The organism is Streptomyces sp. NPDC025273 (genome assembly GCF_040638585.1).
GTDB classification, from domain to species: domain Bacteria; phylum Actinomycetota; class Actinomycetes; order Streptomycetales; family Streptomycetaceae; genus Streptomyces; species Streptomyces cinereorectus.
On record NZ_JBEZYP010000001.1, the window covers coordinates 828,254 to 852,991 of the forward strand.

General features: G+C 71.6%; 19 protein-coding genes and 3 pseudogenes. 14 read left to right on the forward strand and 8 right to left on the reverse strand.

Annotation, left to right across the window (positions count from 1 at the left end; genetic code table 11):
- Positions 1-148: 148 nt before the first annotated feature.
- The 4 genes from AB0F38_RS03625 to AB0F38_RS03640 all read left to right on the forward strand — a co-directional run bounded on the left by AB0F38_RS03625 (position 149) and on the right by AB0F38_RS03640 (position 3,063).
- Complete coding sequence (locus AB0F38_RS03625) at positions 149-586, forward strand: ATP-binding protein (protein ID WP_361885964.1); 438 nt, start codon at positions 149-151, stop codon at positions 584-586.
- A gap of 280 nt (positions 587-866) precedes the next feature.
- Positions 867-1,778, forward strand: coding sequence for a helix-turn-helix domain-containing protein (locus tag AB0F38_RS03630; RefSeq protein WP_361885966.1), 912 nt, complete (start codon positions 867-869; stop codon positions 1,776-1,778).
- Positions 1,779-1,794: 16 nt separating this feature from the next.
- The gene (locus AB0F38_RS03635) at positions 1,795-2,694 is read left to right on the forward strand and encodes a hypothetical protein (RefSeq protein WP_361885969.1); all 900 of its coding nucleotides are present in this window, start codon (positions 1,795-1,797) and stop codon (positions 2,692-2,694) included.
- A 75-nt stretch (positions 2,695-2,769) separates the two neighbouring features.
- A complete protein-coding gene (locus tag AB0F38_RS03640; protein ID WP_361885972.1) occupies positions 2,770-3,063 on the forward strand; it encodes a hypothetical protein in 294 nt (97 codons plus the stop codon).
- On the opposite strand, the pseudogene AB0F38_RS03645 reads toward AB0F38_RS03640, so the two are convergent.
- Positions 2,996-3,309: pseudogene (locus tag AB0F38_RS03645) on the reverse strand (hypothetical protein); the annotation flags it as partial. The gene AB0F38_RS03640 and the pseudogene AB0F38_RS03645 sit on opposite strands and share 68 nt — an antisense overlap.
- A 166-nt stretch (positions 3,310-3,475) precedes the next feature.
- Between AB0F38_RS03645 and AB0F38_RS03650 the strand changes: the two are divergent.
- From AB0F38_RS03650 to AB0F38_RS03665, 4 genes are all read left to right on the forward strand, one after another.
- A complete protein-coding gene (locus tag AB0F38_RS03650) occupies positions 3,476-4,237 on the forward strand; it encodes a hypothetical protein (RefSeq protein ID WP_361885975.1) in 762 nt (253 codons plus the stop codon).
- Positions 4,238-4,662: 425 nt separating this feature from the next.
- Entirely contained in the window at positions 4,663-6,384 is a 1,722-nt protein-coding gene (locus AB0F38_RS03655; protein WP_361885978.1) for a carbohydrate-binding module family 20 domain-containing protein, read from the forward strand.
- A 97-nt stretch (positions 6,385-6,481) separates the two neighbouring features.
- The gene (gene pulA, locus AB0F38_RS03660; protein ID WP_361885981.1) at positions 6,482-11,788 is read left to right on the forward strand and encodes a pullulanase-type alpha-1,6-glucosidase; all 5,307 of its coding nucleotides are present in this window, start codon (positions 6,482-6,484) and stop codon (positions 11,786-11,788) included.
- 289 nt (positions 11,789-12,077) lie between these two features.
- Positions 12,078-12,428 carry a 5-carboxymethyl-2-hydroxymuconate Delta-isomerase gene (locus AB0F38_RS03665; protein WP_361885983.1) on the forward strand — a complete coding sequence of 117 codons (351 nt, stop codon included), beginning with the start codon at positions 12,078-12,080 and terminating at the stop codon, positions 12,426-12,428.
- A 10-nt stretch (positions 12,429-12,438) separates the two neighbouring features.
- On the opposite strand, the gene AB0F38_RS03670 is transcribed toward AB0F38_RS03665, so the two are convergent.
- The 5 genes and pseudogenes from AB0F38_RS03670 to glnII form a co-directional block, all read right to left on the reverse strand.
- On the reverse strand, positions 12,439-13,164 hold the full coding sequence (locus AB0F38_RS03670; protein ID WP_361885986.1) for a TetR/AcrR family transcriptional regulator: 726 nt from the start codon (positions 13,162-13,164) through the stop codon (positions 12,439-12,441).
- A gap of 45 nt (positions 13,165-13,209) precedes the next feature.
- Positions 13,210-15,156 (reverse strand): hypothetical protein, encoded by a 1,947-nt coding sequence (locus AB0F38_RS03675; protein ID WP_361885989.1) that lies wholly within the window; start codon positions 15,154-15,156, stop codon positions 13,210-13,212.
- Positions 15,157-15,209: 53 nt separating this feature from the next.
- Positions 15,210-15,377 (reverse strand): annotated as a pseudogene (locus AB0F38_RS03680) (DNA-binding response regulator); the annotation flags it as partial.
- Positions 15,378-15,418: 41 nt separating this feature from the next.
- Positions 15,419-16,042, reverse strand: a complete 624-nt coding sequence (locus AB0F38_RS03685) for a winged helix-turn-helix domain-containing protein (RefSeq protein ID WP_361885992.1) — start codon at positions 16,040-16,042, stop codon at positions 15,419-15,421.
- Between the two features lie 446 nt (positions 16,043-16,488).
- Positions 16,489-17,508, reverse strand: coding sequence for a glutamine synthetase (gene glnII, locus AB0F38_RS03690; RefSeq protein ID WP_361885995.1), 1,020 nt, complete (start codon positions 17,506-17,508; stop codon positions 16,489-16,491).
- Between the two features lie 214 nt (positions 17,509-17,722).
- Here glnII and AB0F38_RS03695 point away from each other — a divergent pair.
- A pseudogene (locus tag AB0F38_RS03695) lies at positions 17,723-17,932 on the forward strand (gfo/Idh/MocA family oxidoreductase); the annotation flags it as partial.
- 24 nt (positions 17,933-17,956) lie between these two features.
- On the opposite strand, the gene AB0F38_RS03700 reads toward AB0F38_RS03695, so the two are convergent.
- Complete coding sequence (locus AB0F38_RS03700; protein WP_361885998.1) at positions 17,957-19,357, reverse strand: PLP-dependent aminotransferase family protein; 1,401 nt, start codon at positions 19,355-19,357, stop codon at positions 17,957-17,959.
- A gap of 47 nt (positions 19,358-19,404) precedes the next feature.
- Between AB0F38_RS03700 and AB0F38_RS03705 the strand changes: the two genes are divergently transcribed.
- Positions 19,405-19,902 carry a carboxymuconolactone decarboxylase family protein gene (locus AB0F38_RS03705; RefSeq protein ID WP_361886001.1) on the forward strand — a complete coding sequence of 166 codons (498 nt, stop codon included), beginning with the start codon at positions 19,405-19,407 and terminating at the stop codon, positions 19,900-19,902.
- Between the two features lie 48 nt (positions 19,903-19,950).
- On the opposite strand, the gene AB0F38_RS03710 is transcribed toward AB0F38_RS03705, so the two are convergent.
- Positions 19,951-20,310: an ArsC/Spx/MgsR family protein gene (locus AB0F38_RS03710; protein WP_361886003.1), complete on the reverse strand. Its 360-nt coding sequence runs from the start codon at positions 20,308-20,310 to the stop codon at positions 19,951-19,953.
- Positions 20,311-20,429: 119 nt separating this feature from the next.
- On the opposite strand from AB0F38_RS03710, the gene AB0F38_RS03715 reads away from it, so the two are divergent.
- From AB0F38_RS03715 to AB0F38_RS03730, 4 genes are all read left to right on the forward strand, one after another.
- The gene (locus AB0F38_RS03715) at positions 20,430-20,699 is read left to right on the forward strand and encodes a hypothetical protein (protein ID WP_361886006.1); all 270 of its coding nucleotides are present in this window, start codon (positions 20,430-20,432) and stop codon (positions 20,697-20,699) included.
- Between the two features lie 373 nt (positions 20,700-21,072).
- Entirely contained in the window at positions 21,073-21,936 is an 864-nt protein-coding gene (locus AB0F38_RS03720; protein WP_361886009.1) for an arpA protein, read from the forward strand.
- Positions 21,937-21,994: 58 nt separating this feature from the next.
- Complete coding sequence (locus AB0F38_RS03725) at positions 21,995-22,810, forward strand: class I SAM-dependent methyltransferase (RefSeq protein ID WP_361886012.1); 816 nt, start codon at positions 21,995-21,997, stop codon at positions 22,808-22,810.
- A gap of 38 nt (positions 22,811-22,848) precedes the next feature.
- Positions 22,849-24,660, forward strand: a complete 1,812-nt coding sequence (locus AB0F38_RS03730) for a choline/carnitine O-acyltransferase (protein ID WP_361886015.1) — start codon at positions 22,849-22,851, stop codon at positions 24,658-24,660.
- The last annotated feature ends 78 nt before the right edge of the window (positions 24,661-24,738 follow it).

Here is a 24,738-nt window from a genome sequence, read left to right on the forward strand (position 1 = left end):
GACGCGCTTGCCGTTCTCGCACAACCCCTGTCGTCCGCGGAGAGTCACCCCGGACAGCCGGGACAGCACCGGACAACGCCGGGACAAGCACGGTACGTAACCGTCCGATTGCCCTTCACGGTACGCAAGCGGGGCCACCCTGAGTGACGTGACCGAAGAAATCACCCGAACCGAACATTGCACTCCCGCCCGGCAGTTCACCGTCCTGCTCTCCCCGACCCGCCGGGGCGCCAGGCTCGCCCGCCTGCTCACCACGGCGCATCTGGGCGACTGGGGGCTGCCCGCCGAGTCGGCCGCGCACATCGTGGCCGAACTGGCCGCGAACGCCGCCGTGCACGGCCGCGTGCCGGGCCGGGACTTCCGCCTGCGTCTCGCGGTCCACCGTGACGTACTCCTCCGGATCGAGGTGACCGACTGCCGAGGTGAGCGTCCGCCGCCCGCGCCCGGCACCGTCGGCGCGCCCGCCGACGGGGCGGAGTCGGGGCGCGGTCTGCTGATCGTGGAGGCGCTCGCGGACCGCTGGGGCGTCGACGTCGGGCCCGTCCCGCGCAAGACGGTCTGGGCCGAGCTCGACCTCGCACGATGAGAGCCGTCACCGGGTCGCGGGAGCCCGCGACCCGGTGAGCCACGACGCGGCGGCCCGCGATGTCCAGAGCTTTTAAGAACGTGGGGAAATGACCCCTCCCAACCCAACCCGTCGTAGTTCATGCCTCGTCACTCACTCGGGTGACATAGGGCAACTGAACTGGATTTGGCACGTGTTGTCGGGCATATGCTCGCCCCGACCACCACGGACATGAGACGGCCCCCGCCGGGCTGACATCCCGAGCGAGGGCCTGACCACCGAGGAAGAAGAGAGCTTCCCGATGGGTACCCAGCAGATTAGCGCGCCCCCGTGCGCCCAGCCCGCTGCATCCGGCGTCATCCACCGCAACGTCCGGCACACCGCGGGTTTCACCGTCATCGGCAACCACCTGGCCCAGCACCGGGGCCTCTCCCTCGTCGCGGTCGGCCTGGCCGTGCACATCCAGTCGCTGCCGGCCGGAGCGAGGATCGGCATCAAGCGTCTCGCCGAACGCTTCCCGGAGAGCGAGACCCGGATCGCCGCCGCCCTGCGGGAGTTGGAGGCGGCCGGATACCTGCACCGCAGCCGCGTACGACTGGCCGACGGCCGCATCGTCACGCATACGGTCTCGTACAACCAGCCGGGCGCGGACGCTCCTGCCGCAAGGGCCGCTCAGCCCCGACCCGCGCATGGCCCGGCCGCGCCCGCACCGGCGCAGCCGCAACCGATGACGCCTCCCGCCCCCACGGCACAGCCCGCCGCCGTCCTCGTGCCACCGCCTACCGCCCGCACAGCAGCGCCCGTACCACTCCCGCAGCCGCAGACGCTCACCCCGGAGCTCCAGCGCACGGCCGCCGCGCTCCTCTCCGACCTGCGACGTCACGCGCCCCAACTCATCCTGTCCGAGGCGGACATCAGCACGCTTGTGCCTGGCGTCGTCACCTGGCTCGAACGCCGTGCCCACCCCGACACCGTCCGGCACGCCCTCACCGCCGACCTGCCGGTCCCTCTCAAGCACCCCGCCAAGCTCCTGCGGCACCGCATCGCCGCCCTGCTCCCGCCGCCACTGCCCGGCGTCCGGGATCTCGCACCACCCACACGCGGCGCGATCGTCATCCCGCTCCAGAACTGCGACCGCTGCGACCGCGCCTTCCGCTCGCGGCACCCCGGCCACTGCCGTGACTGCCGCACCGCCCTGCCCACAGCCGCCTGATCCCGAACGGAAACCCATGGTCAGCGCACCGCACGAAGCGATGCATCGCATCTTCCAGGAATACCCGGACCTCTTCTCCCAGCTCTCCGGCGTCCTCGGGCTCGAACTGCCGCCCCTCGTGTCGGCAGAGCCTGTCACCGTCGACCTCACCGAAACCGAGCCGCTCGAACGGCGCGTGGACACCCTGCTGCGCATCAGGACGGAGAACGGCGGCCCTTTCCTCCTCGTCGTCGAAGCCCAAGGCAAGAAGGACCCCGGCAAGACGGCCAGCTGGCCCTACTACGTCACCTACCTCAACAACAAGTACCGGCTTCCGGTCCTGCTCCTCGTCATCTGTCAGGACCATGCGACCGCCGCGTGGGCGGCCCGTCCCCTCACGATCGGCCTGCCCCAATGGCCGACGGTCACCACCCGCCCTCTCGTGGCGGGACCCCACAACATGCCCGTCATCACCGACGTGGCCGAAGCCCGGAAAGACCTCGCGCTCGCCACGCTCTCGGCGATCACACACGCTGACAATCCGGACGTCGATGTGATACTGAAGACGATGTCCGCCGCTCTGCGTGACACTCCGGAATCGATCGCTGAACCCTTCGTCGAATTCATCGCAAAAGGCCTGGGCAACCGCCCCGCCGCACAACAGTGGAGGAACCTGGTGGCCGTGGATCTCTCCTTCTACACCTCGCCGCTCTCCGAAGAGATTCGGGACGAAGGCCGCGTCCAAGGCGTCGCGCAGGGCCGCGCCGAGGATCTCCTGCTCACCCTCGACGTGCGGGGCATCAGCATCACCGATGCCACCCGGGAGAAGGTCACCACCTGCGGCGACCCGGAACTCCTCCGCCGATGGCTGGCTCGCGCACTCCTCGCCACCACGGCCGGCGAGGTCTTCGGCGAGGACACCTGCGCCGATCGGTGACGAGTCGTCCCGATGCCGGTGCGCCACTCGGGGCGACCGGCATCGGCCCCGCCCGCACAGCATCGGAGGAACCAGGTGGCCGATCTCTCCTTCTACACCTCGCCGCTCTCCGAGGAAATCCGGGAAGAAGGCCGCGCGCAGGGCCGCGCGCAGGGCCGCGCGCAGGGCCGGGCCCAGGGCCGCATTCAGGGCCGCGCCGAGAACATCCTGATCATCCTCGGTGTACGCGGCATCGGCATCACCGACGCCACCCGCGAGAAGGTCACCACCTGCCGCGACCCGGAACTCCTGCGCCAGTGGCTCATGCGCGCAGTCCTCGCCACCACCGCCGAGGAGATCTTCGGGGAGGAGGCACTCCCCGGACGCTGACCCTCAGCCGTCCGCCGAGAGCCCTGCGGCGGTCTCCCGCGCGAACGCCGGGTCGTCCCGGCATGATGCTGTGCCCACAGCCCCGGCCCGGGACCACGCGCTCACCGGCTCCGGTGGGCGCGTGGTCCGGCTCGCGGGACCCGCAGCTCCAGCAGCAGCTCACGCATCATGGGAGTGGTCCAACGGGTGAAGGTGCACGGCGCTGTGGTGGAGGGCATCGAGACCGGCCAGGCGCATGGTGCACCACCGGTGAGGGCTCGCCAGGTCGCACATCCGGTGCCGGCCGCAAGGGACCCGGCCCCGCCCGCTCGCACGGTGCTTCCGGGTACCCCGCCGACCGGGCGCACCGAGGGCCGGTAACGTAGCGCTCTTCGGTCGGCGCGACCTTCCGGAGTCACAAAGGCGACAGCCCATGCCCCCTGCCGACCGGACACCATCCCGCCTCCGCCTCGACGCCGCGCTGCACGGCCTCGCCACCACCTTCCGTGGGATGACGGCCGTCCCCGACGAGAACAACTGCGAGTGCCACTGGGGCAGCGCCGAAGACCTCGCCCAGCTCAAGACGCCGGACGTGGCACTCGACCCGGATCTGCTGCGGCGTACGTGGCAGGCGACCGACTGGAGCGATCACGGGGCCGTACTGCGCCGCATCCTGCCTCAGTTCGCGGCGGCTCTGGCCGGTGGTCGGGTGGAGCCACTCTTCGACATGGGGGACGTCGGCCAGTCCTTCGGGCGTGGCAGGTGGCAGCAGTGGCCCGCGGATCAGACGGCTTCCGTAAGGGAGTTCCTGCACGCGTGGTGGGCCGACAGTCTCACGGCGCCCGACACCGCCGTGCCGGCGTACGAAGTCTTCGCCGTGTGCGCCGAGGCCTCGGGCACGGTGACTCCCTGGCTCGCCGTGTGGGACGGAACGACCCATCCCACGGCCGGCCGGCGGCTGGTGGAGGCCTTGGGCCGGTGGGAGTACGACCTGCTGGGAGACGAACTCCCCTGGTACGCCTGGGAACACGACGAGAAGCGCATCAGGGAGCTGAGCGCCTGGCTCGCCGACCGTGCCCCCGCACGTCTCACCTCGCAAGGCGCTCCTGAAGAGATGCACCATCGGGTACGGCTGCTCGGCCTCTCCGGATCCGCCCGCTGGGAGGACCCGCACTGGCCGGGACACACCTACTGAGCCGGGTGACCGGAGGATGGGCGGCCCGCACAGGAGAGGCCCCGAAGACGGCCCTGGATGGGCCTGCGGGGAAGCGACGTCGGGGCCTCTCCGTGGCGTGACCGGCCCGGCCGGCCGGGCGCGTGGGGACCGGCGTGCCGGACCCCCGGCCGACCGGGCCGGAGTCGGGATGAACCTAACAGTCCCGCAATATCTTGCGTAAGCCCTTGCAGGAAGAAATCTCCGATATTTCGGCGAGATGATCGGGATGTAAGAGCACTGTGTCCAGGGGGTTGACCAGGGCAGGTCAGGCTCGTACGGTCTGCTGCACCCCAGGTTTTGCATCCTTGCTGCAAGAACCTTCAAGGAGCCTTGACGGCACGGCGCGTTGCCAGGTGAGGCTGCTCCGCCACCCCCCGCACTTCCCCCACCGCAGGAGGAACGTCATGGCTCGCAGACCGCTGTCCGCCTCGCTCGCCCTGGTCACGGGCGCCGCCGTCCTGGCCATCCCCACCGGGTTCGGCGCCGCCGGCCCGGCCCAGGCCGCGCCGCCCGGCGAGAAGGACGTCACCGCGGTGATGTTCGAGTGGAAGTTCGCCTCCGTGGCGAAGGCGTGCACCGACAGCCTCGGACCCGCCGGCTACGGATTCGTCCAGGTCTCACCGCCCCAGGAGCACATCCAGGGAAGCCAGTGGTGGACCTCGTACCAGCCCGTCAGCTACAAGATCGCCGGCCGGCTCGGTGACCGTGCGGCTTTCGCCAACATGGTCAGCACCTGTCACGGCGCCGGTGTGAAGGTCATCGCCGACTCGGTCATCAACCACATGTCGGCCGGATCCGGCACCGGCACGGGCGGGTCCTCGTACACCAAGTACGACTACCCGGGCACCTACTCGGTCAGCGACATGAACGACTGCCAGTCGCAGATCAGCAACTACGGAGACCGGGGCAACGTCCAGAACTGCGAACTGGTCGGGCTCGCCGACCTGGACACCGGCGAGGACTACGTACGCGGCCGCATAGCCACCTACCTCAACGACCTGCTGTCGCTGGGTGTCGACGGCTTCCGCATCGACGCGGCCAAGCACATGCCCGCGGCCGACCTCGCGAACATCAAGTCCCGGCTCAGCAACCCCGGCGTCTACTGGAAGCACGAGGCGATCTACGGGGCGGGCGAGGCCGTCTCGCCCTCCGAGTACCTCGGCAGCGGCGACGTCCAGGAGTTCCGCTACGGCCGGAGCCTCAAGCAGGTCTTCAACAACGAGAACCTCGCCCACCTGAAGAACTTCGGCGAGGGCTGGGGCTTCATGGAGTCGGGCAGGTCGGCGGTCTTCGTCGACAACCACGACACCGAGCGCGGTGGCGACACCCTGAACTACAAGGACGGCGCGAACTACACCCTGGCGAGCGTCTTCATGCTCGCCTACCCCTACGGTTCCCCGGACGTCCACTCCGGCTACGAGTGGTCGGACAAGGACGCGGGCCCGCCCAACGGCGGCCAGGTCAACGCCTGCTACAGCGACGGCTGGAAGTGCCAGCACGCCTGGCGCGAGATCTCCTCCATGGTCGGCTTCCGCAACGCCGCCCGCGGCCAGGCCGTCTCGAACTGGTGGGACAACGGGGGCGACCAGATCGCCTTCGGCCGCGGCTCCAAGGCGTACGTCGCCATCAACCACGAGGGCTCCTCGCTGACCCGTACCTTCCAGACCTCGCTGGCCGCCGGCGACTACTGCGACGTCCAGTCCGGCAAGGGCGTCACCGTCAACGGCTCGGGGCAGTTCACCGCCACCCTGGGCGCGAACACCGCCGTCGCCCTGCACGTCGGCGCGCGCACCTGCACCGGCACCAGTACCCCGGGTCCCGGAACCGGTGAGTCCGGGGTCTCCTTCGGCGTCAACGCCACCACCCAGTCCGGCCAGAACATCTACGTCACCGGCAACCAGGCCGCGCTCGGCAACTGGGCTCCGGGCAGCGCGCTCAAGCTCGACCCGGCGGCGTACCCCGTCTGGAAGCTCGACGTCGCCCTGCCCGCCGGCACGTCCTTCGAGTACAAGTACCTGCGCAAGGACGCGAGCGGCAACGTCACCTGGGAGAGCGGTGCCAACCGCACCGGGACCGTGCCGTCCTCCGGCAAGGTCACGCTGACCGGCGACGTCTGGCGCAGCTGACATCACACCACCGGTCGGGCCGGGGACGCGAGGTGCGCGTCCCCGGCCCGCACCGCTCCACACCGCCTGATCCCCGAAAGCCGAGGAGTACCCGCCCGTGTCCCGAACCACCCTCCGGCGGGGGGCCGTAGCCGCACTGTGCGCGGCGCTGCTGCCCGTCGTACCGGCGGCCACGGCGTCCGCCGCGCCCAGACCCCCTGCCCCGCCCTCGGACGCGGCGCTCGCCGAGGAGCCGTCCAGGCACGACCTGACCCGCGAGCAGTTCTACTTCGTGCTGCCGGACCGCTTCGCCAACGGCGACACCTCCAACGACCGGGGCGGTCTGACCGGCTCGCGGCTGGAGACCGGCTACGACCCCACGGACAAGGGGTTCTACCAGGGCGGCGACCTCAAGGGCCTGACCCAGCGGCTCGATTACATCAAGGGCCTCGGCACCACCGCGATCTGGCTCGCCCCGATCTTCAAGAACCGGCCCGTCCAGGGCACCGGCGACAACGCCTCGGCCGGCTACCACGGCTACTGGATCACCGACTTCACCCAGGTGGATCCGCACTTCGGCACCAACGCCGACCTGACGAGGCTGATCGACAAGGCCCACGGCAAGGGCATGAAGGTCTTCTTCGACGTCATCACCAACCACACCGCCGACACCGTCGACTACGCCGAGAAGAAGTACGGCTACAAGCCCAAGGGCGCCTTCCCGTACCTCGACGAGGACGGCCGCCCCTTCGACGACGGCGCGGGCATGGCGGAGGTGGACGCCGACTCCTTCCCGTACACCCCCGTGAAGACGGGCGAGAAGGTCCCGGCCTGGCTCAACGACACCACCATGTACCACAACAGGGGTGACTCGACCTACGCCGGCGAGTCCACCGAGTACGGCGACTTCTCCGGACTCGACGACCTGTGGACCGAACGGCCCGAGGTCGTCTCCGGCATGGAGAAGATCTACGAGAGGTGGGTCCGCGACTTCGGCATCGACGGCTTCCGCATCGACACCGTCAAGCACGTCGACCTCGACTTCTGGACCCAGTGGGCGACCGCACTCGACGGCTACGCGGCGAAGCGCGGCCGCGACGACTTCTTCATGTTCGGCGAGGTCTACTCCGCCGACACCGCGATCACCTCGCCGTACGTCACGCGGGGCAGGCTCGACGCCACGCTCGACTTCCCTTTCCAGGAGGCCGCCAGACAGTACGCCTCCCAGGGCGCCCCGGCCCCGAAGCTCGCCGCGGTCTACGGTGACGACTACCGCTACACCACGGACAAGGCCAACGCCTACGAGCAGGTGACCTTCCTCGGCAACCACGACATGGGCCGGATCGGCACCTTCCTGAAGCAGGACAACCCGAAGGCCGACGACGCCGAGCTCCTGGACCGGGCCCGCCTCGCCAACGAGCTGATGTTCCTCGGCCGCGGCAACCCGGTGATCTACTACGGCGACGAGCAGGGCTTCACCGGAGCGGGCGGCGACAAGGACGCACGCCAGACGCTGTTCGCCTCGAAGACCGCCGACTACCTCGACGACGACCAGCTGGGCACCGACCGCACGCACGCCTCGGACGCGTACGACACCCGGCACCCGATCTACCGGTCCATAGCGGCCCTCGCCGAGCTCACCCGGGAGCACCCGGCCCTGCGCGACGGCGTCCAGACCGAGCGGTACGCGCAAGGCTCCGTCCACGCCTTCTCGCGCACCGACGCCGAGCGCCCGTACGAATACGTCGTCGCCACCAACAACGGCACCGAGGCGCGGACGGTCGAGCTCGCCACCGAGTCGGCGGGCATGGACTTCCGTACGCTGTACGGAGGTTCCGGCACCGTCCGCAGCGGCGCGGACAAGACGCTCGAGGTCACGGTGCCCGCGCTGTCCAGCGTCGTGCTCCGGGCCGGCAAGCCGCTCGGCAGCCCCGCCACCAAGCCCTCGCTCACCCTGAAGGCACCCGCCGCCGGAGCCACCGGCACCGTCGAGATCACCGCGGACGTGGACGGCGGCGGGCTCAACCGGGTCGTGTTCGCCGCGCAGACCGGCAACGGCACGTGGCGCACCCTCGGCTCCGCCGACCACGCCCCTTACAAGGTCACCCAGCACCTGGACGACTCGGTGAGGGCCGGGACCCCGCTGCGCTACAAGGCCGTCGTCGTCGACCGGGCAGGACGCACCGCGAGCGCCCTCGCCTCCACGACCGCGGGCCAGGCCACGCCCGCCCCGAAGCCCGTCGCCGTCGACCGCGACCACGCCGTCGTCCACTACCGGCGCGCGGACGGCGACTACGAGGGCTGGCAGCTGAAGTCCGGCGACCGGAGCGCCGACTTCATCGGCCGGGACGCCTACGGCGCCTTCGCCTGGATCGACCTCGCCGAGGGCGCCTCCTCCGTCCCTTACACGATCGAGAAGGACGGCACCGCCGACGGCCCCGAGCGCACCGTCGACCTCGCGAGGACCGGCCAGGTCTGGGTCGAGCAGGGCAAGGACGGGCAGGCCACCGAGGCACCCGAGACCCCGCCGCAGGACACCTCCAAGGCCGTCCTGCACTACCACCGCGCCGACGGCGACTACGACGGCTGGGGCCTGCACACCTGGACCGGGGCCGCTTCGCCGACGGACTGGGCGAAGCCCCTGCCGCCCGTGAGGACCGACGCCTACGGCGCCACCTTCGAGGTTCCGCTCACCGACGGCGCCACCTCGCTCAGCTACATCCTGCACAAAGGCGACGAGAAGGACCTGCCGAGCGACCAGTCCCTGGACATCGCCTCGTACGGACACGAGGTCTGGATGCTGGGCGGTAAGCCCGGCTACCTGCTGCCGCAGACCGGCGGCGTGCCCACGCCCGATCTCACCAGGGCCGAGGCCCAGTGGATCGACGCGCACACCGTCGTGTGGAAGGTCAAGGCGACCGACGCCACGAGCCAGCAGCTCGTGTACGCGAAGGAAGGCGGGATCTCCGTCGTCGACGGCGCCCTGTCCGAGGAGGGGCAGTGGCTCCGGCTCGGCAGCACCGAGCTCACCGACGCGCAGAAGGCGAAGTACCCGCACCTCAGGGACTACCCGGCGTTCACCGTCGACCCCCGCGACCGGGACAGGGTCCGGGAATCGCTGCGCGGCCAGCTGATCGCCACCCAGCGCGCCGCCAACGGCGCCCTGCTCGCCGCCACCGGGGTGCAGACCGCCGGAATCCTGGACAGTCTCTACGGGAACGCCGCGAGCAGCGCCGATCTCGGCCCGGTCTTCCGCAACGGCACCCCCACGCTCTCCGTCTGGGCCCCCACCGCCCGTACCGTCGCGCTCGAACTCGACGGGAAGACCGTCCCCATGCGCCGCGACGACCGCACCGGCGTCTGGTCCGTCACCGGGAGGAAGAGCTGGAACGGCAAGCCCTACCGCTACGCCGTGAACGTCTGGGCGCCCACCGTCCGCAAGACGGTCACCAACAAGGTCACCGACCCCTACTCCACCGCCCTCACCGCCGACTCGGCCCGCAGCCTCGTCGTCGACCTCGCCGACCCGAAGCTCGCCCCGAGCGGCTGGTCCGGCCTGAAGAAGCCCGCCGCGGCACCGCTGCGCGACGCACAGATCCAGGAACTGCACGTCCGTGACTTCTCGGTCACGGACGCGACGTCGAAGCACCCCGGCGAGTATCTCGCCTTCACCGACACCCGCTCCGACGGCATGAAGCACCTCAGGGAGCTCGCCGGCTCCGGCACCAGCTACGTCCACCTGCTGCCCGCCTTCGACATCGGGACCGTCCCCGAGAAGAAGGCGGACCAGCGGCAGCCCGCCTGCGACCTGTCCGTCCACGCCCCCGACTCCGAGGAGCAGCAGGCCTGCGTCGCCGAAGCCGCGGCGAAGGACGGCTTCAACTGGGGGTACGACCCGCTGCACTACACGGTGCCCGAGGGCTCGTACGCCTCCGACCCCGACGGCACGAAGCGCACCGTCGAGTTCCGGCAGATGGTGCAGGGCCTCAACGGCGCCGGGCTGCGGACCGTCATGGACGTCGTCTACAACCACACCGTCGCCTCCGGCCAGGACGACAAGTCCGTACTCGACAAGATCGTGCCCGGGTACTACCAGCGGCTCCTGGAGGACGGCACCGTCGCCACGTCCACCTGCTGCGCCAACACCGCACCCGAGAACACCATGATGGGCAAGCTCGTCGTCGACTCGATCGTCACCTGGGCCAGGGAGTACAAGGTCGACGGCTTCCGCTTCGACCTGATGGGACACCACCCCAAGGCGAACATCCTCGCCGTCCGCAAGGCCCTCGACGAGCTGACCGTCGCCGAGGACGGCGTCGACGGCAAGAAGATCATCCTGTACGGCGAGGGATGGAACTTCGGCGAGATCGCCGACGACGCCCGCTTCGTCCAGGCCACCCAGAAGAACATGGCCGGCACCGGCATCGCCACCTTCTCCGACCGGGCCCGCGACGCCGTACGCGGCGGCGGCCCCTTCGACGAGGACCCCCGCGTCCAGGGCTTCGCCTCCGGTCTCTACACCGACCCCAACACCTCGCCCGCCAACGGCACCGAGGCCGAGCAGAAGGCCCGGCTCCTCCACTACCAGGACCTGATCAAGGTCGGCCTCACCGGCAACCTCGCCGACTACACCTTCACCGACACCCAGGGCCGTGAGGTCAAGGGCTCGGCCGTCGACTACAACGGGGCCCCCGCCGGATACGCGGCGGTGCCCGGCGACGCGCTCGCCTACGCCGACGCCCACGACAACGAGACCCTCTACGACGCCCTCGCGTTCAAGCTCCCCGCGGGCACCCCGGCCACCGACCGGGCCCGCATGCAGGTCCTGGCGATGGCGACCGCCGCACTCTCGCAGGGCCCGTCGCTCTCGCAGGCCGGCACCGACCTGCTGCGCTCCAAGTCGCTCGACCGCAACTCGTACGACAGCGGCGACTGGTTCAACGCGCTGCACTGGGACTGCCGCAAGGGCAACGGTTTCGGCCGCGGGTTGCCGCCGGCCGCCGACAACAAGGACAAGTGGACCTACGCGAAGCCGCTGCTGACGGCCCCCGCGCTGACCCCGGGGTGTGCGCAGATCACCGGCGCGTCCGCCGCGTACCAGGACCTGCTCACCATCCGGACCACCGAGAAGGAGTTCGACCTCGCCACCACCGAGCAGGTCCAGGACACCCTGTCCTTCCCGCTCTCGGGCAAGGACGAGACACCCGGGGTGATCACCATGCGGCTGGGCGAGCTGGTCGTCGTCATGAACGCCACCCCCGGGGCCGAGAGCCAGCGCATCCCAGGGCTGGCCGGCGAGGACTACACCCTGCACCCCGTCCAGGCGGCGGGCGCGGATCCCACGGTCAAGAAGGCCTCGTACGAGGGGGAATCGGGCAGCTTCACCGTCCCGGGCCGCACGGTCGCCGTGTTCTCGCCCCGCTGACCCCCACGGGGCCACGGTGACCGCAGACGTCGGCGAAGGAGCCGGAACGGCTGGACACCGTGCGCGTACGTCCTGTTCACACCGGCCGGTCACGGCTCCGTCCCTCCGCGGGGGAACGGGGACGGGGCCGGCCGCTCCGGGCAACAGGGCCGGCCCGGCGCCGCCCACGACCGCGGGGCCGAGCGGCGGCCGGACACGCGCGGCCGGCCGGGACTCCCTTGTGCGGTCGCGCCGATCACGAAAAGCTGAGGCCGGAACACCGCACCCACCCCGCATCCAGGAGCGCTTGATGCCGCAGATCACCGTCGACTACTCCGCCGAGCTCGACGACAGCTTCGACCGCCGTGGCTTCGCCCTCGCCCTGCACCCGCTGGTCGCGGGGACCGTCACCACGAAGCTCCCCAACTGCAAGACCAGGTTCCGGCGGGTCGACGAGTCCGTCGTCGGGGACGCCCCGGCCGGCGACGCCATCGTGCACATCTCGATCGCCCTGCTGGCCGGCCGCACCCCGCAGGTCAAGGAGAGGCTGACCGAGTCCGTCCTGGAGCTGCTGGCCGGCCATCTGAAGCCCGTGGACGACCTCGTCGTCCACGTCTCGGCCGAGACCAGGGACCTCGACCCGTCCTACCGAAAGCGGTAGGACGCCCCCGTCACGGCAGCCGCTGCTCCGGGACGGGCGGTGCGGCGGGCGCCAGGACGGAGAGCTTCGCCAGCAGTTCGTCGAACGGACCGTCAGCCGGCTCCTGCGCGAAGACCCGCAGTATGATGGCGGCCATCTCCTGGTCGTACGCGGCGCTCACCGAGGCCAGCGCGGCGAAGTCGTGGACCAGCTGCAACTCCAGCTCGGCGCGCGGGATGTGGCGCTGACCCTCCAGCCAGAGCTGCGCCGTCGACTCGGCCAGCGACACCCAGGACCGGACGACCAGCTCCAGCCGGGCGGGCGGCGACGCGACCCCGAGGTGGGCGACGATCTGCTCGTACGCGGTCCGGCGCACCCCGTCGATCAGGGCGTTGGCCGTGGACGAGCCACCCGCCGGGCCGCCCCGCAGCAGCGCCGTGAAACCGGGCCCGTGCTCCTCGACGAAGTCGAAGAACCGGCCCATCACCCGCAGCAGCCGAGCCCCCAGGGGCCCTTCGTGCGCCTCCAGGAAACGGCCGGCCAGGTCGTCGGCGGCCCGGCCCAGCGCCGCCTCGTACAGGCTCTGCTTACCCGGGAAGTAGTGGTAGACGAGCGGACGCGAGATACCGGCGGCGGTCGCGATCTCGTCGATCGACACATCGTCGGGCGAACGGTGACTGAACAGCTCCAGGGCGACGCCGATCAGCTGCTGCCTGCGCTCGTCGACGCCCATCCTGCGCCGCACACCGGTCGTCATACCCCCAGCCTAACGGGAGTCGCCGCAGGTCGTCCGGCCGCCCGCTCAGGGCAGCGCCCCCACCCGGCTGCCGTCCGCCAGCAGTCCTTCGAGGCGCGCCCGGTCACCCGCCCGGGCCCGCACCGCGAGCAGCCGCCCGTCCGTGCGCCCCTCGACGCCGCCCGTCGCGGACACGGAGACGAACTGCCGGGAGCCCGCCGCGAGTACGTACCACCGACCGCCTTCCGACTTCCACAGCACGCCCGCCAGCACCCGCGGTCTGCGTACCCCGCAGTCGGGCGATCCCTCGGCGCGGGCCGCGACCGCGCCCGGGGTGCCGGCGCCGCCCGACAGCTCCGGCGGCGCCTGGAACTGGGCCAGCACCCTGCTCCCGGTGCCCCGCCAGGTCTCCGCCCGGGTGCAGAGCCACAGCGCCTCCCCGTCGCCTTCGGGCAGCGGCTGCTTCGCGTACGGCCAGGAGTTCACCGACCGGACCCCGTGGGAGCGCACGGCCGGGAGGAGACACGCGGTGCGTGCCCAGCTCTCCCGGTCGGACCGGCCCGACACGTCGTGCGGAGCGGACGGCGTACCGGAGGTGAGGCGTACCGGAGCCAGCTCACCGAGGTCCGTCATCAGCCGTGCCGCAGTGCCGTCCCGCACCTCCAGGGCATGCCAGGAGCGGCAGGCCGGCCCGTCCCCCGGCCCGGTCAGCGCGTCCGTGACCCCGTGCCGGTCGCGGCGCAACGGCCGTCCCGGGGTGTGGGGTGCCAACAGATCCCGCACCAGCACCTCGCGCACCCAGGGCGCGGTCAGATAGCGGATCCGGCCCTTCCGGCGCTGCACGACCAGGGCGCTCGCCGCCACCGCGTCCGCGCCGTCCACCCGGGCGAAGTCGAGCGCGGCACCGCCCGCCGGATCGGCGTTGCGGGGCTCGGCGTAGCGCACGACGCGCAGCCCGTCGTGGAACAGCACCACCGCCGCCGCGCCGGACTCGCCCGCGTACAGCAGCTGCGGCGGGCCCATCGGCGGGCCGACGGGCGTCCCGGGCGTCGCCGAGGAGGTCACCCCCGGGCCGGGCCGGGCCCACGCGGCGAGGGCACGGCCCAGCAGCCGGGTGTCCTCGGTCCGGTCACCACGCGTGGGCCAGGCACGGAAGTCGGTACGGTCCGCGCTCCGCCAGACGTCGGCGGCCACCCGGCGCAACGCATCCGGGTCCAGAGCCTGTTCGGCGGCGGGGTGACGGGAATAGGGCGGTGCCGCCGTGGTGCGGGGACCGCCCAGGCCGTCTCCCGGCATCAGCAGCAGTGTCCCGCACACGAGCAGAGCGCCGAGCCCGGCGAGCACGGCCCGTCCGCGCCGCCTGCGGCGCGGCAGATCGGCCGGCCGGGCCTGCAGCGAGCAGGGGTCGAATTCCGCTGAGGCCAGCAGTGCGTAAGGCGCGGTGAGCCGGCCGGCCTCCAGCAGCGCCGCCTCCGGGTCCGCGACGCCCGCCGCGGCGAGGACCCGGCACACCTCGTCGTCCGCGAGCCCTTCGAGACCCCGCAGCACATGGGCGGCCCGGCAGGGCCCGGACACCTCGGACAGCGCCTGCTCCAGGGCCAGTTCGTCCGCCCCGCAGGAGTGCGGGAGGAGCCGCAGCCCCCACACCTGGGGCAGCAGGGGCGGCAGCTGCACCCGCCGCGGCCGGGCGAACCGCCACAGGGGGAGTCCGGCCTCCAGGGCGGTACGCACCACCCGCAGCCGCACGTACGCGTAGGCGCCCCCCGGATCGACCGAGGCCGCCGGGAGTACGGCCTCCGGCTCCGCGGCGTGCCCGCGGGGCAGGCACCGCTGGGCGAGCCAGTGCGCCGTCAGCACACGGCGGTTGCGGCCGAGCGAGGGCGGCAGGACGAGGTACCCGATCCGCACCAGCCGCGCGTAGTGCTCGGTGAGGGCGGCCTCGGCCCGCTCCGCGCCGGCCTGCTCCGCAGAGGGACGACCGGCGGACGACGGTACTGCTCGCAGTGGGGGCACATTCAGCAGAACGAGGGATTGGTGCGATGGTCACTCCGGCGCGCCCCGGGCGTCACCTGGGGATCCGTCGCCATCCCGTCCGACGCCACCCGGCGCACCGCGTCGATGAACTGGTCCGCGTCGAACACCCGGTCCTTGAGCAGATGGCCGATGCCGCCGTCGGCCGGCAACTCCCGTGCGTACGACCGCTCCACGCGCTGCGACAGCACGAGCACCGGCAGGAGGCCCCGGCATCCGGGGCCTCCTCCGCGTTGGAGAGAGATCAGGGGGCGTACTTGTAGCCCACACGCCGGACGGTCTGGATCGAGCGGCGGTGCTCCGCACCCAGCTTGCGGCGCAGCCGGGCGACATGGACGTCGACGGTGCGGCCGTCGCCCACGTGCCCGTATCCCCAGACCGTCGTCACCAGCTGATCACGGGTGTGCACCCGGTGCGGGTACGCCACCAGGTGGGCCAGCAGCTCGAATTCGAGGTACGTGAGGTCGAGCACGACGCCGTCCACGGCTGCGGTACGCCGGGTGGAGTCGATCCGCACGGGACCGCGCGACGGAGCCTCCTGGACCGGCTCCGGCACCAGCTGCCCGTGCTGGGCCGTGGCCCCGGCGAGGGCAGGCTGCTGGTCGGCGGGGACGAGTACCAGGTAGCCGACCATCGGCGGGCGGCCAGGCAGCGCGGGCAGCGTGTGCTGCGGGGCGGGCAGCCAGGTGGCACCCGGGGGCAGGAAGCCGGCGATGCCGGTCAGCTCGGCGAGCTCGTCACGCTCCACGGCACGCAGCCGGGGGCGGTTCGGGGACGGGACGGCGGGAGCGGTGGTGGTGGCCGCAGCGGGCATCGCGGACGCGGCGGTGGCAGCGGACGCGGTGGAGAGAGTACGGGTGTTCGCCATGAGGGTCAGCTCTTTCGCGCGAGAGGTCGTCGGGGGACGTACGTCGTTCGCGCGGGCCGAAGGCCGGGGTGAGGCGGCTTTAGAGGGCCTGCGCGATCCACGCGCGGCAACACACCCGGTCGAAGTCATGATGCTGACGGGAGGGCCAGAACGGCTCGAGGTCGCTGCGACCCGACGAGGTGTGCTGGAAGCCGGCCATGTCCCCATTGAAGCAGAGATCGCGGCTGCGCATCAGAGTCCTCTCACCCGTCGGTACCGTCCTGCGAAGTTACCTTCCTCACCCGGGACTTCTTCCCCGGCGGCCCTCAGCCCCGAGGTGCTCGCGCCGGTCCGGTGACGGCGCGAGCGCCGTGGCGTCGGGCATGGCCCCCGGCCCACCCGCACCGACGGCGAGGGCGCCCACCGCGGCCGGTGGGCGCCCTCGCCGTCGGATCGTGCCGTACGGATCAGACCTGGCCGGCCTTCTCCAACGCGGTGCAGCAGGTGTCGACGATCAGCCGCGTGACGACGTACGGGTCGACGTTGGCGTTCGGGCGGCGGTCCTCGATGTAGCCCTTCCCGTCCTGCTCGACCTGCCACGGGATACGGACCGAGGCGCCGCGGTCGGAGACGCCGTAGCTGTACTCGTTCCACGGGGCGGTCTCGTGCAGGCCGGTCAGACGGTCGTCGATGCCCGCGCCGTAGTTCTTGACGTGGTCCATCGGCTTCGAACCCTCACCGAGCGACTCGGCCGCCGTGATGATCGCGTCGTAGCCCTCGCGCATCGCCTTGGTGGAGAAGTTGGTGTGCGCGCCCGCACCGTTCCAGTCACCCTTGACCGGCTTCGGGTCGAGCGTCGCGGAGACGTCGAAGTCCTCGGCGGTGCGGTACAGCAGCCAGCGCGCTATCCACAGGTGGTCGGAGACCTCCAGCGGGGAGACCGGTCCCACCTGGAACTCCCACTGGCCGGGCATGACCTCGGCGTTGATGCCGGAGATGGCCAGACCCGCCTTCAGGCAGTTGTCGAGGTGCTTCTCGACGATGTCACGGCCGAAGATCTCGTCCGAGCCCACACCGCAGTAGTAGCCGCCCTGCGCGGCCGGGAAGCCGCCCTCGGGGAAGCCCAGCGGACGGTGGCCGTCGAAGAACGTGTACTCCTGCTCGATACCGAAGATCGGCTCCTGGCCCGCGAACCGCTCGGCGACCGGGCGGAGTTCGGCGCGGGTGTTGGACTCGTGAGGCGTCATGTCGATGTTGAAGACCTCGCACAGGACGAGGACGTCGTCGCCGCCGCGGATCGGGTCCGGACACGAGAAGACCGGCTTCAGAACCCGGTCGGAGGCGTGGCCCTCGGCCTGGTTGGTGCTCGAACCGTCGAAGCCCCAGACGGGCAGCTCCGCGCCATCGGTCATGATCTTCGTCTTGGAACGGAGCTTGGCGGTCGGCTCGGTGCCGTCGATCCAGATGTACTCAGCCTTGAACGTCACGGAAGCCATCCTTTGCGGGTGCTGCGGTCTATGGTGCGCAGCTTGGCAAGGTGCGATTTCCCGTCCGTTGCCCGAATGTGAACCCCGTGTTACCGAGGTTTCCCGCGGGTGTCGGACGGCAGGTCCCCGCGGCCCCGGGACGTCTCACCCCGCGGCGCACTGGATACGGTCCCGGCCGGAAACCCGGCCGGGGGACACCGACGGCATGACCACTGCGGTGGGGACGGAGGTCGAATTCAGGGGCGAGCGGGGAACGGCCCGGCTGCCCGGCGGCGGCGCGCTCGCCGCGTTCCGGGCCGCGCTGGACGCACTGATCGGCGCGGCGCGTACGGGAGTGGCCCACCCCTGCGACGTCCGGTTCGGGCTGCGGCTCACGGAGGTGCTCGCGCAGGCCGAGGCGGCCCTGGGACCGTTGCGGTCCTGACACCCCCTCGACGGCCGTTCCCCGTCACTCCGGGGGCAGCGCCCGGCACAGGGCCTCCAGGGCCGGCGCGTACGCGTGCTCGGCCGGGGTCGCGTACCCCACGACCAGCCCGTCCCGCCCGGCCCCGGCGGCCGGATGCAGATACCCGGCGAGCCCCTCGACCGCCAGCCCCTGCCAGGCCGCGGCCCGCACCACCGAACGCTCCGTGCCACGCGGCAGCTCCAGCACGGCGTGCAGCCCCGCGGCGATGCCGGACACCCGGACCTGCGGGGCGCGCCGCTCCAGCGCCGCCATGAGCTGGTCGCGGCGCCGCCGGTGACGCTGCCGCATCCGGCGCACCTGACGGTCGTACGCCCCCGACTCGACGAAGTCCGCGAGGGTCAGCTGCTCCGTGGCGCTCGACCACTGCTCCCGCTCACCCTTCGCCGCGAGGACACCGTCCACCAGACGCTCGGGCAGCACCATCCAGCCGATGCGCAGTGTCGGCGAGAGGCTCTTGCTCACGGAACCCAGCAGCACCACGTGCTCCGGATCGAGCCCCTGCACGGCGCCCACCGGATGCCGGTCGTAGCGGAACTCCCCGTCGTAGTCGTCCTCCACGACCAGGCCACCCGTCGCCCGGGCCCAGTCGACCACCGCCGCACGGCGCTGCGGGTGCAGCGGGCCACCGGTCGGGAACTGATGCGCCGGAGTGAGCAGCACCGCACGCTCGCCGCGCCCCAACTCCCCGACCAGCGCCCCGTTCCCGTCCACCGCGAGCGGCCGGGTCCGGACCCCCTGGCCGCCCAGCAGCTCCCGGTGGAACGGCAGTCCGTACGCCTCCACGGCCCACGGCCCGCCCACCACCTCCGCCAGCAGCCGCAGCGCGTGCGCGGCGCCCGAGCAGAGCACGATCCGCTCGGCCGAGGTCCGCACACCGCGCACCCGGGCGAGATAGCCGGCCAGCGCCTCCCGCAGCTCCGGCCGCCCCTGTGGATCACCGGGCCCGAACGCGTCGTGCGGGGCCCGGGTCAGCGCCCGCCGGGCCGAGGCCACCCAGGCGCTCCGGGGGAAGGCGGAGGGGTCGGGCCTGCCCTGCACCAGATCGTGCACCGGGCGGGTGGCCCGCTCCGGGGTGCGCCGCCGGTGGGCCCGGGCGAGAGGGGCCGCCCGCTCGGCGACCCGCGTACCCGAGCCCTGGCGGGCGGCCAGCCAGCCCTCGGCGACGAGCTCGGCATAGGCGTCGGCCACGGTGTTGCGGGCCAGTCCGAGGTCGGCGGCGAGCGAGCGGTACGGCGGCAGCCGGGTCCCCGGCGCGAGCCTCCCGCTGCGGACCGCGTCGCGCAGCGCCCGCATCAGGACGGCCCGTCGACCGCCCGTGCCGGAGAGCTCCAACGGCAGGTCACTGCCGAGGATCTCCGCCGAATTGACCCATGAATCCGTCACTGGAATGCACCCCGCCGCCGGTCACCGAACCTCGTAGATTCGTACTCATGACGACGACAGAGATCAAGCCCGGCACCGACGCGGCCCCCCTCGCCTCCACCGTCCGGCTCAATTTCGCCAAGGCGGCCCCCAAGGTCTTCCGTGCCGTGATCGGGCTGGACGCGGCGGCCCGCGAGAGCCTGGACCCGACCCTGGTGGAACTGGTCCAGATCCGCTCCTCCCACCTCAACCACTGCGCGTACTGCCTCCACATGCACACCACCGACGCCCGCAAGGCGGGCGAGAGCGAGGAACGGCTGCACATGGTCGGCGTATGGCAGGAGGCGGCGCACTTCTTCACGGCGAAGGAGCAGGCCGCCCTCGCCCTCACGGACGCGGTCACCCGCGTCGCGGACGCCGGAGTGCCCGACGCGGTCTACGAGCGCGCCGCGGCCCACTTCGACGAGCAGGAGCTGGCCGGACTCCTCGCCCTGATCCTCGCGATCAACACCTGGAACCGCATCGCCCTCGCCACGGCGAAGCGCGCGGGCACGGACGAGCGCTGATCCCGCCGGATACGGACACGCACACCCCGAGGCCCGGCGCGCGCCGGCTCACCGCCCGAGGGCGTCCCGTACGGCCTCCTCCGACCGGGCCACCACGGCCGTCCCGTCCTGCGCGGTGATGATCGGCCGCTGGATCAGCTTCGGGTGCTCCGCCAGCGCCGAGATCCACCGCTCGCGCGAACCGGCTTCCTTCGGCCACTCCTTGAGCCCGAGCTCCCTGGCGTCCGCCTCCTGGGTCCGGGTGATGTCCCAGGGCTCCAGCCCGAGCCGGTCGAGCACGGCGCGGATCTCGTCGGGGGAGGGCACGTCCTCCAGGTAGCGGCGGACGGTGTACTCGGCGCCCTCGGCGTCGAGCAGATCCACCGCACTACGGCACTTGGAACAGGCGGGATTGATCCAGATCTCCATGGGGCCAAGGGTACGGGAGGGAACCCCGAAATAGCCTCTGGCCAGGAGTGATTGTCAGTGGGGGGCGGTAAGATGGAGGGAGTTCGTGAGGGTTCCACCACTGTGCCAGGAGGTTGTCCATGGCCGTTGCCACAGCCACGACCGAGCCGTTCCACAAGCCCCTGCCGAAGAAGCCGCTCCCCGCGGGCCGGCCCCGAGAGTGGTACGTCTCGCACAACCGCCGCCTCAAGGCCATGCGCCTGGCGATCGCCCTGCTCGACACGGGCGTCCACCACCCGTCGAGCGCCGACAACGACCGAATCCGCGCGACAGCCGACCGCCTCGCCATCCACCCGCCGTCCGACATCACCTGCCGCATGGTCCGCGGACTGATCCGCTACGGCCGCTGACACCCGCCGCCCGTGCCCCCGGGAAGCCCGGGGGCACAGACGCGTCCCCGCCCGCCGCAGGTCCCGCGCTCGGAAGCCGCTGCAGGTCGCCGTGGCGAACGCCCCGGACGCCGTGGCGGTACGGGGCGTGCCGTCGTCCACCGTCACCGAGCGGACCGCCCTCCCGCCCGACTGCCCGAGCGTGACGGTCAGGGTGCCTCCCTTCGCGAAGCCCTTCGTCCTCACGTGTACGGCGGGGACGGCGGCGAGGCACGATCCGGACTGACCGGCGAACAGAGTGTGACGTGTCACAGACAACGAGGTGGGCACTGTGGGAACTTCAACTCCGTCACTCCTCAGTGGAGTTACCGAAGCGCGCGTGGAGAGGGTCGAATTGAGCACTCTGCAAGCCATCACGCTCGACCAGGTGGTCGACACGGACCGCTACCCCCTGTCGGACCCCGGAAGCGCCGAAGCGCAGGGTGTGGTGGCGCGGGCGAGGCATGAACTCGCCACGGTCGGCTGCACCGTACTCCCGGACTTCGTCCGCCCGTCGCTCCAGGAGATGCTGCGACAGCAGTGCGCCGCCCTCGCCCCCCACGCCTACTACGACGTCGAGACGGTCAACGTCTACAACATCGCCGTGGACGCGGCCCTCCCCGAGGACCATCCCGGCCGCCGCACCCTCCAGCGGGGCAACGCGTTCGTCGCACGCGACCGCATCCCCGACGGCGCCCTCATCACCCGGCTCTACGGGCACACGCCGTTCCGGCGCTTCGTCGCCGACTGCTTCGGACTGCCGGATCTGCACGAGCTCGCCGACCCGCTCTCCGGACTCGTGCTCAACGTCGTACGCCCCGGGATGGAGCACCCCTGGCACTTCGACACCAACGAGTACACGGTCAGCATGCTCACCCAGCAGGCGGAGGCCGGCGGAGACTTCGAGTACTGCCCGAACATCAGGTCCGCCGAGGACGAGCGCTTCGACGCCGTCCGCGACGTACTGGACGGCAGCGCCCGGGGCGACCGGCTGCCGCTCAGGCCGGGCGACCTGCAGCTGTTCAAGGGCCGCTACTCACTGCACCGCGTCAGCCCCGTGCGCGGCGACGTGGCCCGCCACTCGGCCATCTTCGCGTACAGCGAGCGCCCCGGTGTCATCGGGAGCGTGGCACGGACCCGGCAGCTCTTCGGCCGCGTCCTGCCCGAACACCTGGCCGCCGAAGGCCGGGCCGTACGGAGCGACCGGCTGCTGGACTGACGGGCGGCCCGCGCAGACAGATCCTGCCCCGCACGCCACCCACCAAGGAGTAGGTCCTTTGCGTTTCGACGCGACCGGAAAAGTCTCGCTCGACCACATCTACACCGCGCCCGACCCGCGCACGTACTTCCAGGTGCTCCGCCCCCTCGGCTACTGCGTCCCGCAACAGGCCAAGCCCCACTTCGAGAAGCTCATCGAGGAGTACCGGGAGTCCGAACACGTCGAGGTCCCCAGGATCCTGGACATCGGCTGCTCGTACGGGATCAACGCCGCCCTGCTGAAGTACGACACGACGATGGACGAGCTGTACACCCGCTACGGCGACGCGGCCACCCTCTCCCGGGCGGAGCTCCTGGCCCGCGACCACGGCCTCTCCCGCTCCCGCGGCCCCGGGCGCAGCCTGCGCTTCACCGGCCTGGACGCCTCCACCAGCGCCCTGACCTACGCCCGCGAGGCCGGATTCCTCGACGACACGGTCCACGCCGACCTGGAGTCGGACGACCCCACGCCGGAGCAGCACGCCCGGCTCGCCGGGACGGACCTCGTGATCTCGACGGGCTGCATCGGCTACGTCACCGAGCGGACCCTCACCCGCGTCGTGCACGCCCAGGGCGAACGCCGCCCCTGGATGGCGCACTTCGTGCTCAGGATGTTCCCGTTCGATCCGGTCGAGGACGCCCTTACCGGACTCGGATACCGCACCGTCCGCGTCGACGACGTCTTCAAGCAGCGCAGGTTCGCCGACCCGCAGGAACAGGCCCTCGTCCTCGACAGGATGGCAGCGGCAGGAGTGGATGCGCGGGGCCTGGAGGAGGAAGGCTGGATGTACGCCCAGCTGTACGTCTCCCGCCCGCACCAGGACCCCGCCGGCTGAGCCCGCCCCCGAACCCACCAACCGAAAGCAGATCCGAATTGAACGTCAGCCAGGAAGCACCGGTCAGCGCCACCTTCGCCCGGGAGGCGAGCCTGCCACGCGTGCCACTGCCCACGCTCGAAGCGAGCTGCGAGAGGTTCCTCGCCTGGTGCGCACCGCTGCTGACCGCCGAGGAACGGGCGGCGACCGAGGCCGAGGTCGCCGCCTTCCTCCGGCCCGGCGGCCCCGGCCGCGTCCTGCACGCGGCGCTGGAGGAGTACGACGCCACGGAGGGCGTGCACAGCTGGCTCGACACCTTCTGGCCGTACCGCTACCTCGGCCGCCGCGACCGGATCGCGCTCAACGCCAACTTCTTCTTCCTCTTCCAGGACACCGGCCAGGGCCAGCTCGACCGGGCGGCCGGGCTGGTCGCGGGGGCGCTCCACTACAAGCACCGGCTCGACGAGGGCCTCATCGCGCCGGTGGAGCAGCGCGGAGTGCCCCAGTCGATGGTGCAGAACGCGTACCTGTTCTCCACGACCCGCATCCCCGGCGCCCCCCTGGACACCGTCCGCGCCCCGTACAGCGACCGTGCGCCCGGCCCGTCCACGGCCCGGCATATCGTGGTGTTCTTCCGGGGCAGCATGTTCCGGCTGGACGTGCTCGGCGAGGACGGCGTCCCGCACAGCCTCGACGAGATCGAGGCCGGGCTGCGCGCCGTGACCAAGGCCGACGTGCACACGGACGAGGCCGACCGGGCCGGCCACCTCACCACCATGGCGCGCGCCGAGTGGGCGGCGGCCAGGGACGCCCTCATCGCCCGCCACCCACGGAACGCCAGGACGCTGGACGACATCGAGACCGCGCTCTTCTGCGTCTGCCTGGAGGACTTCGCCCCCGAGGACACCAAGGCCACCTGCGACGAACTGCTCTACGGGGACCGGGGCAACCGCTGGTTCGACAAGGCCGTCTCCTTCGTCGTCTACGCCGACGGCCGGGCCGGCATCAACGTCGAGCACTGCGAACTGGACGGCACCACCATCCTCAGCTTCACCGACGCACTGCTCAGCACCGCGCCCGAGGAACACGCCCGTCGGTCGGGCGCCCGCCCGCAGGGACAGCCGGTCCCGCAGCCCCTCGCGTTCGAACTGGACGACACCCTGCGGGCCCAGGTCCGGTCCGCCGCCGAGGCCTTCGCCGCGTACGGACACGCCACCGCCACCAGCACGGTCTCCTTCGGCGACTTCGGCAGCACCGCGGCCAAGGCCCTCGGGGTCTCCCCGGACGCGTTCGTCCAGGCCGCCTACCAGCTGGCCCACCAGCGTGCCAAGGGCCACCTCGGTGCCACGTACGAGTCGATCGCGACCCGCCAGTACCGGCACGGCCGCACCGAGGCGATGCGCGTCGTCACCCCCGAGACGCAGGCCTTCGTGGCCGCGATGGACGACCCCGCCGCCGGCCGCGACACCCGCCGCGCCGCCTTCCGCGCCGCCGCGTCCGCCCATGTGGCCCGTGCCAGGGAATGCCAGGCCGGGGAAGCCCCCGAGCAGCACCTGTGGGAGCTGGAACTCATCCAGCGCCGCCGCGGCGACGAGCTCGGCATCACCGAACAGCCCGCCCTGTACCGCTCACCGGGCTGGCTCACGATGCGGGACGACTACCTGAGCACCAGCTCGGCACCGTCGGAGAACATCCAGTACTTCGGCTTCGGCTCCACGAGCAGCACGTGCATCGGCATCGCCTACGTCCTGCTGCCCGACCGCTTCAACCTCTACCTGAGCACCCCGCAGCCGGTGGCCGACCAGATGCACGCCTTCGCGGACCGGCTCCGCGAAGCGGTCGCGGAACTGCGCGAACTGCTGGCGGGCTGACGGCGAGCGGCCGGCTCGGTTCGGCGCGGACCAGACGGGTGAGGGCCGCCACCCCTGAAAACGGGGTGGCGGCCCTCA

What these genes read in the sequence shown, in the direction of transcription:
- AB0F38_RS03715 (WP_361886006.1), top strand. Translation starts at nt 20,430, where the DNA reads ATGGCCGTTGCCACAGCCACGACCGAGCCGTTCCACAAGCCCCTGCCG.
- AB0F38_RS03630 (WP_361885966.1), top strand. Translation starts at nt 867, where the DNA reads ATGGGTACCCAGCAGATTAGCGCGCCCCCGTGCGCCCAGCCCGCTGCA.
- AB0F38_RS03635 (WP_361885969.1), top strand. Translation starts at nt 1,795, where the DNA reads ATGGTCAGCGCACCGCACGAAGCGATGCATCGCATCTTCCAGGAATAC.
- AB0F38_RS03670 (WP_361885986.1), bottom strand. Translation starts at nt 13,164, where the DNA reads ATGACGACCGGTGTGCGGCGCAGGATGGGCGTCGACGAGCGCAGGCAG.
- AB0F38_RS03705 (WP_361886001.1), top strand. Translation starts at nt 19,405, where the DNA reads ATGACGACGACAGAGATCAAGCCCGGCACCGACGCGGCCCCCCTCGCC.
- AB0F38_RS03685 (WP_361885992.1), bottom strand. Translation starts at nt 16,042, where the DNA reads ATGGCGAACACCCGTACTCTCTCCACCGCGTCCGCTGCCACCGCCGCG.
- AB0F38_RS03710 (WP_361886003.1), bottom strand. Translation starts at nt 20,310, where the DNA reads ATGGAGATCTGGATCAATCCCGCCTGTTCCAAGTGCCGTAGTGCGGTG.
- AB0F38_RS03650 (WP_361885975.1), top strand. Translation starts at nt 3,476, where the DNA reads ATGCCCCCTGCCGACCGGACACCATCCCGCCTCCGCCTCGACGCCGCG.
- AB0F38_RS03655 (WP_361885978.1), top strand. Translation starts at nt 4,663, where the DNA reads ATGGCTCGCAGACCGCTGTCCGCCTCGCTCGCCCTGGTCACGGGCGCC.
- AB0F38_RS03665 (WP_361885983.1), top strand. Translation starts at nt 12,078, where the DNA reads ATGCCGCAGATCACCGTCGACTACTCCGCCGAGCTCGACGACAGCTTC.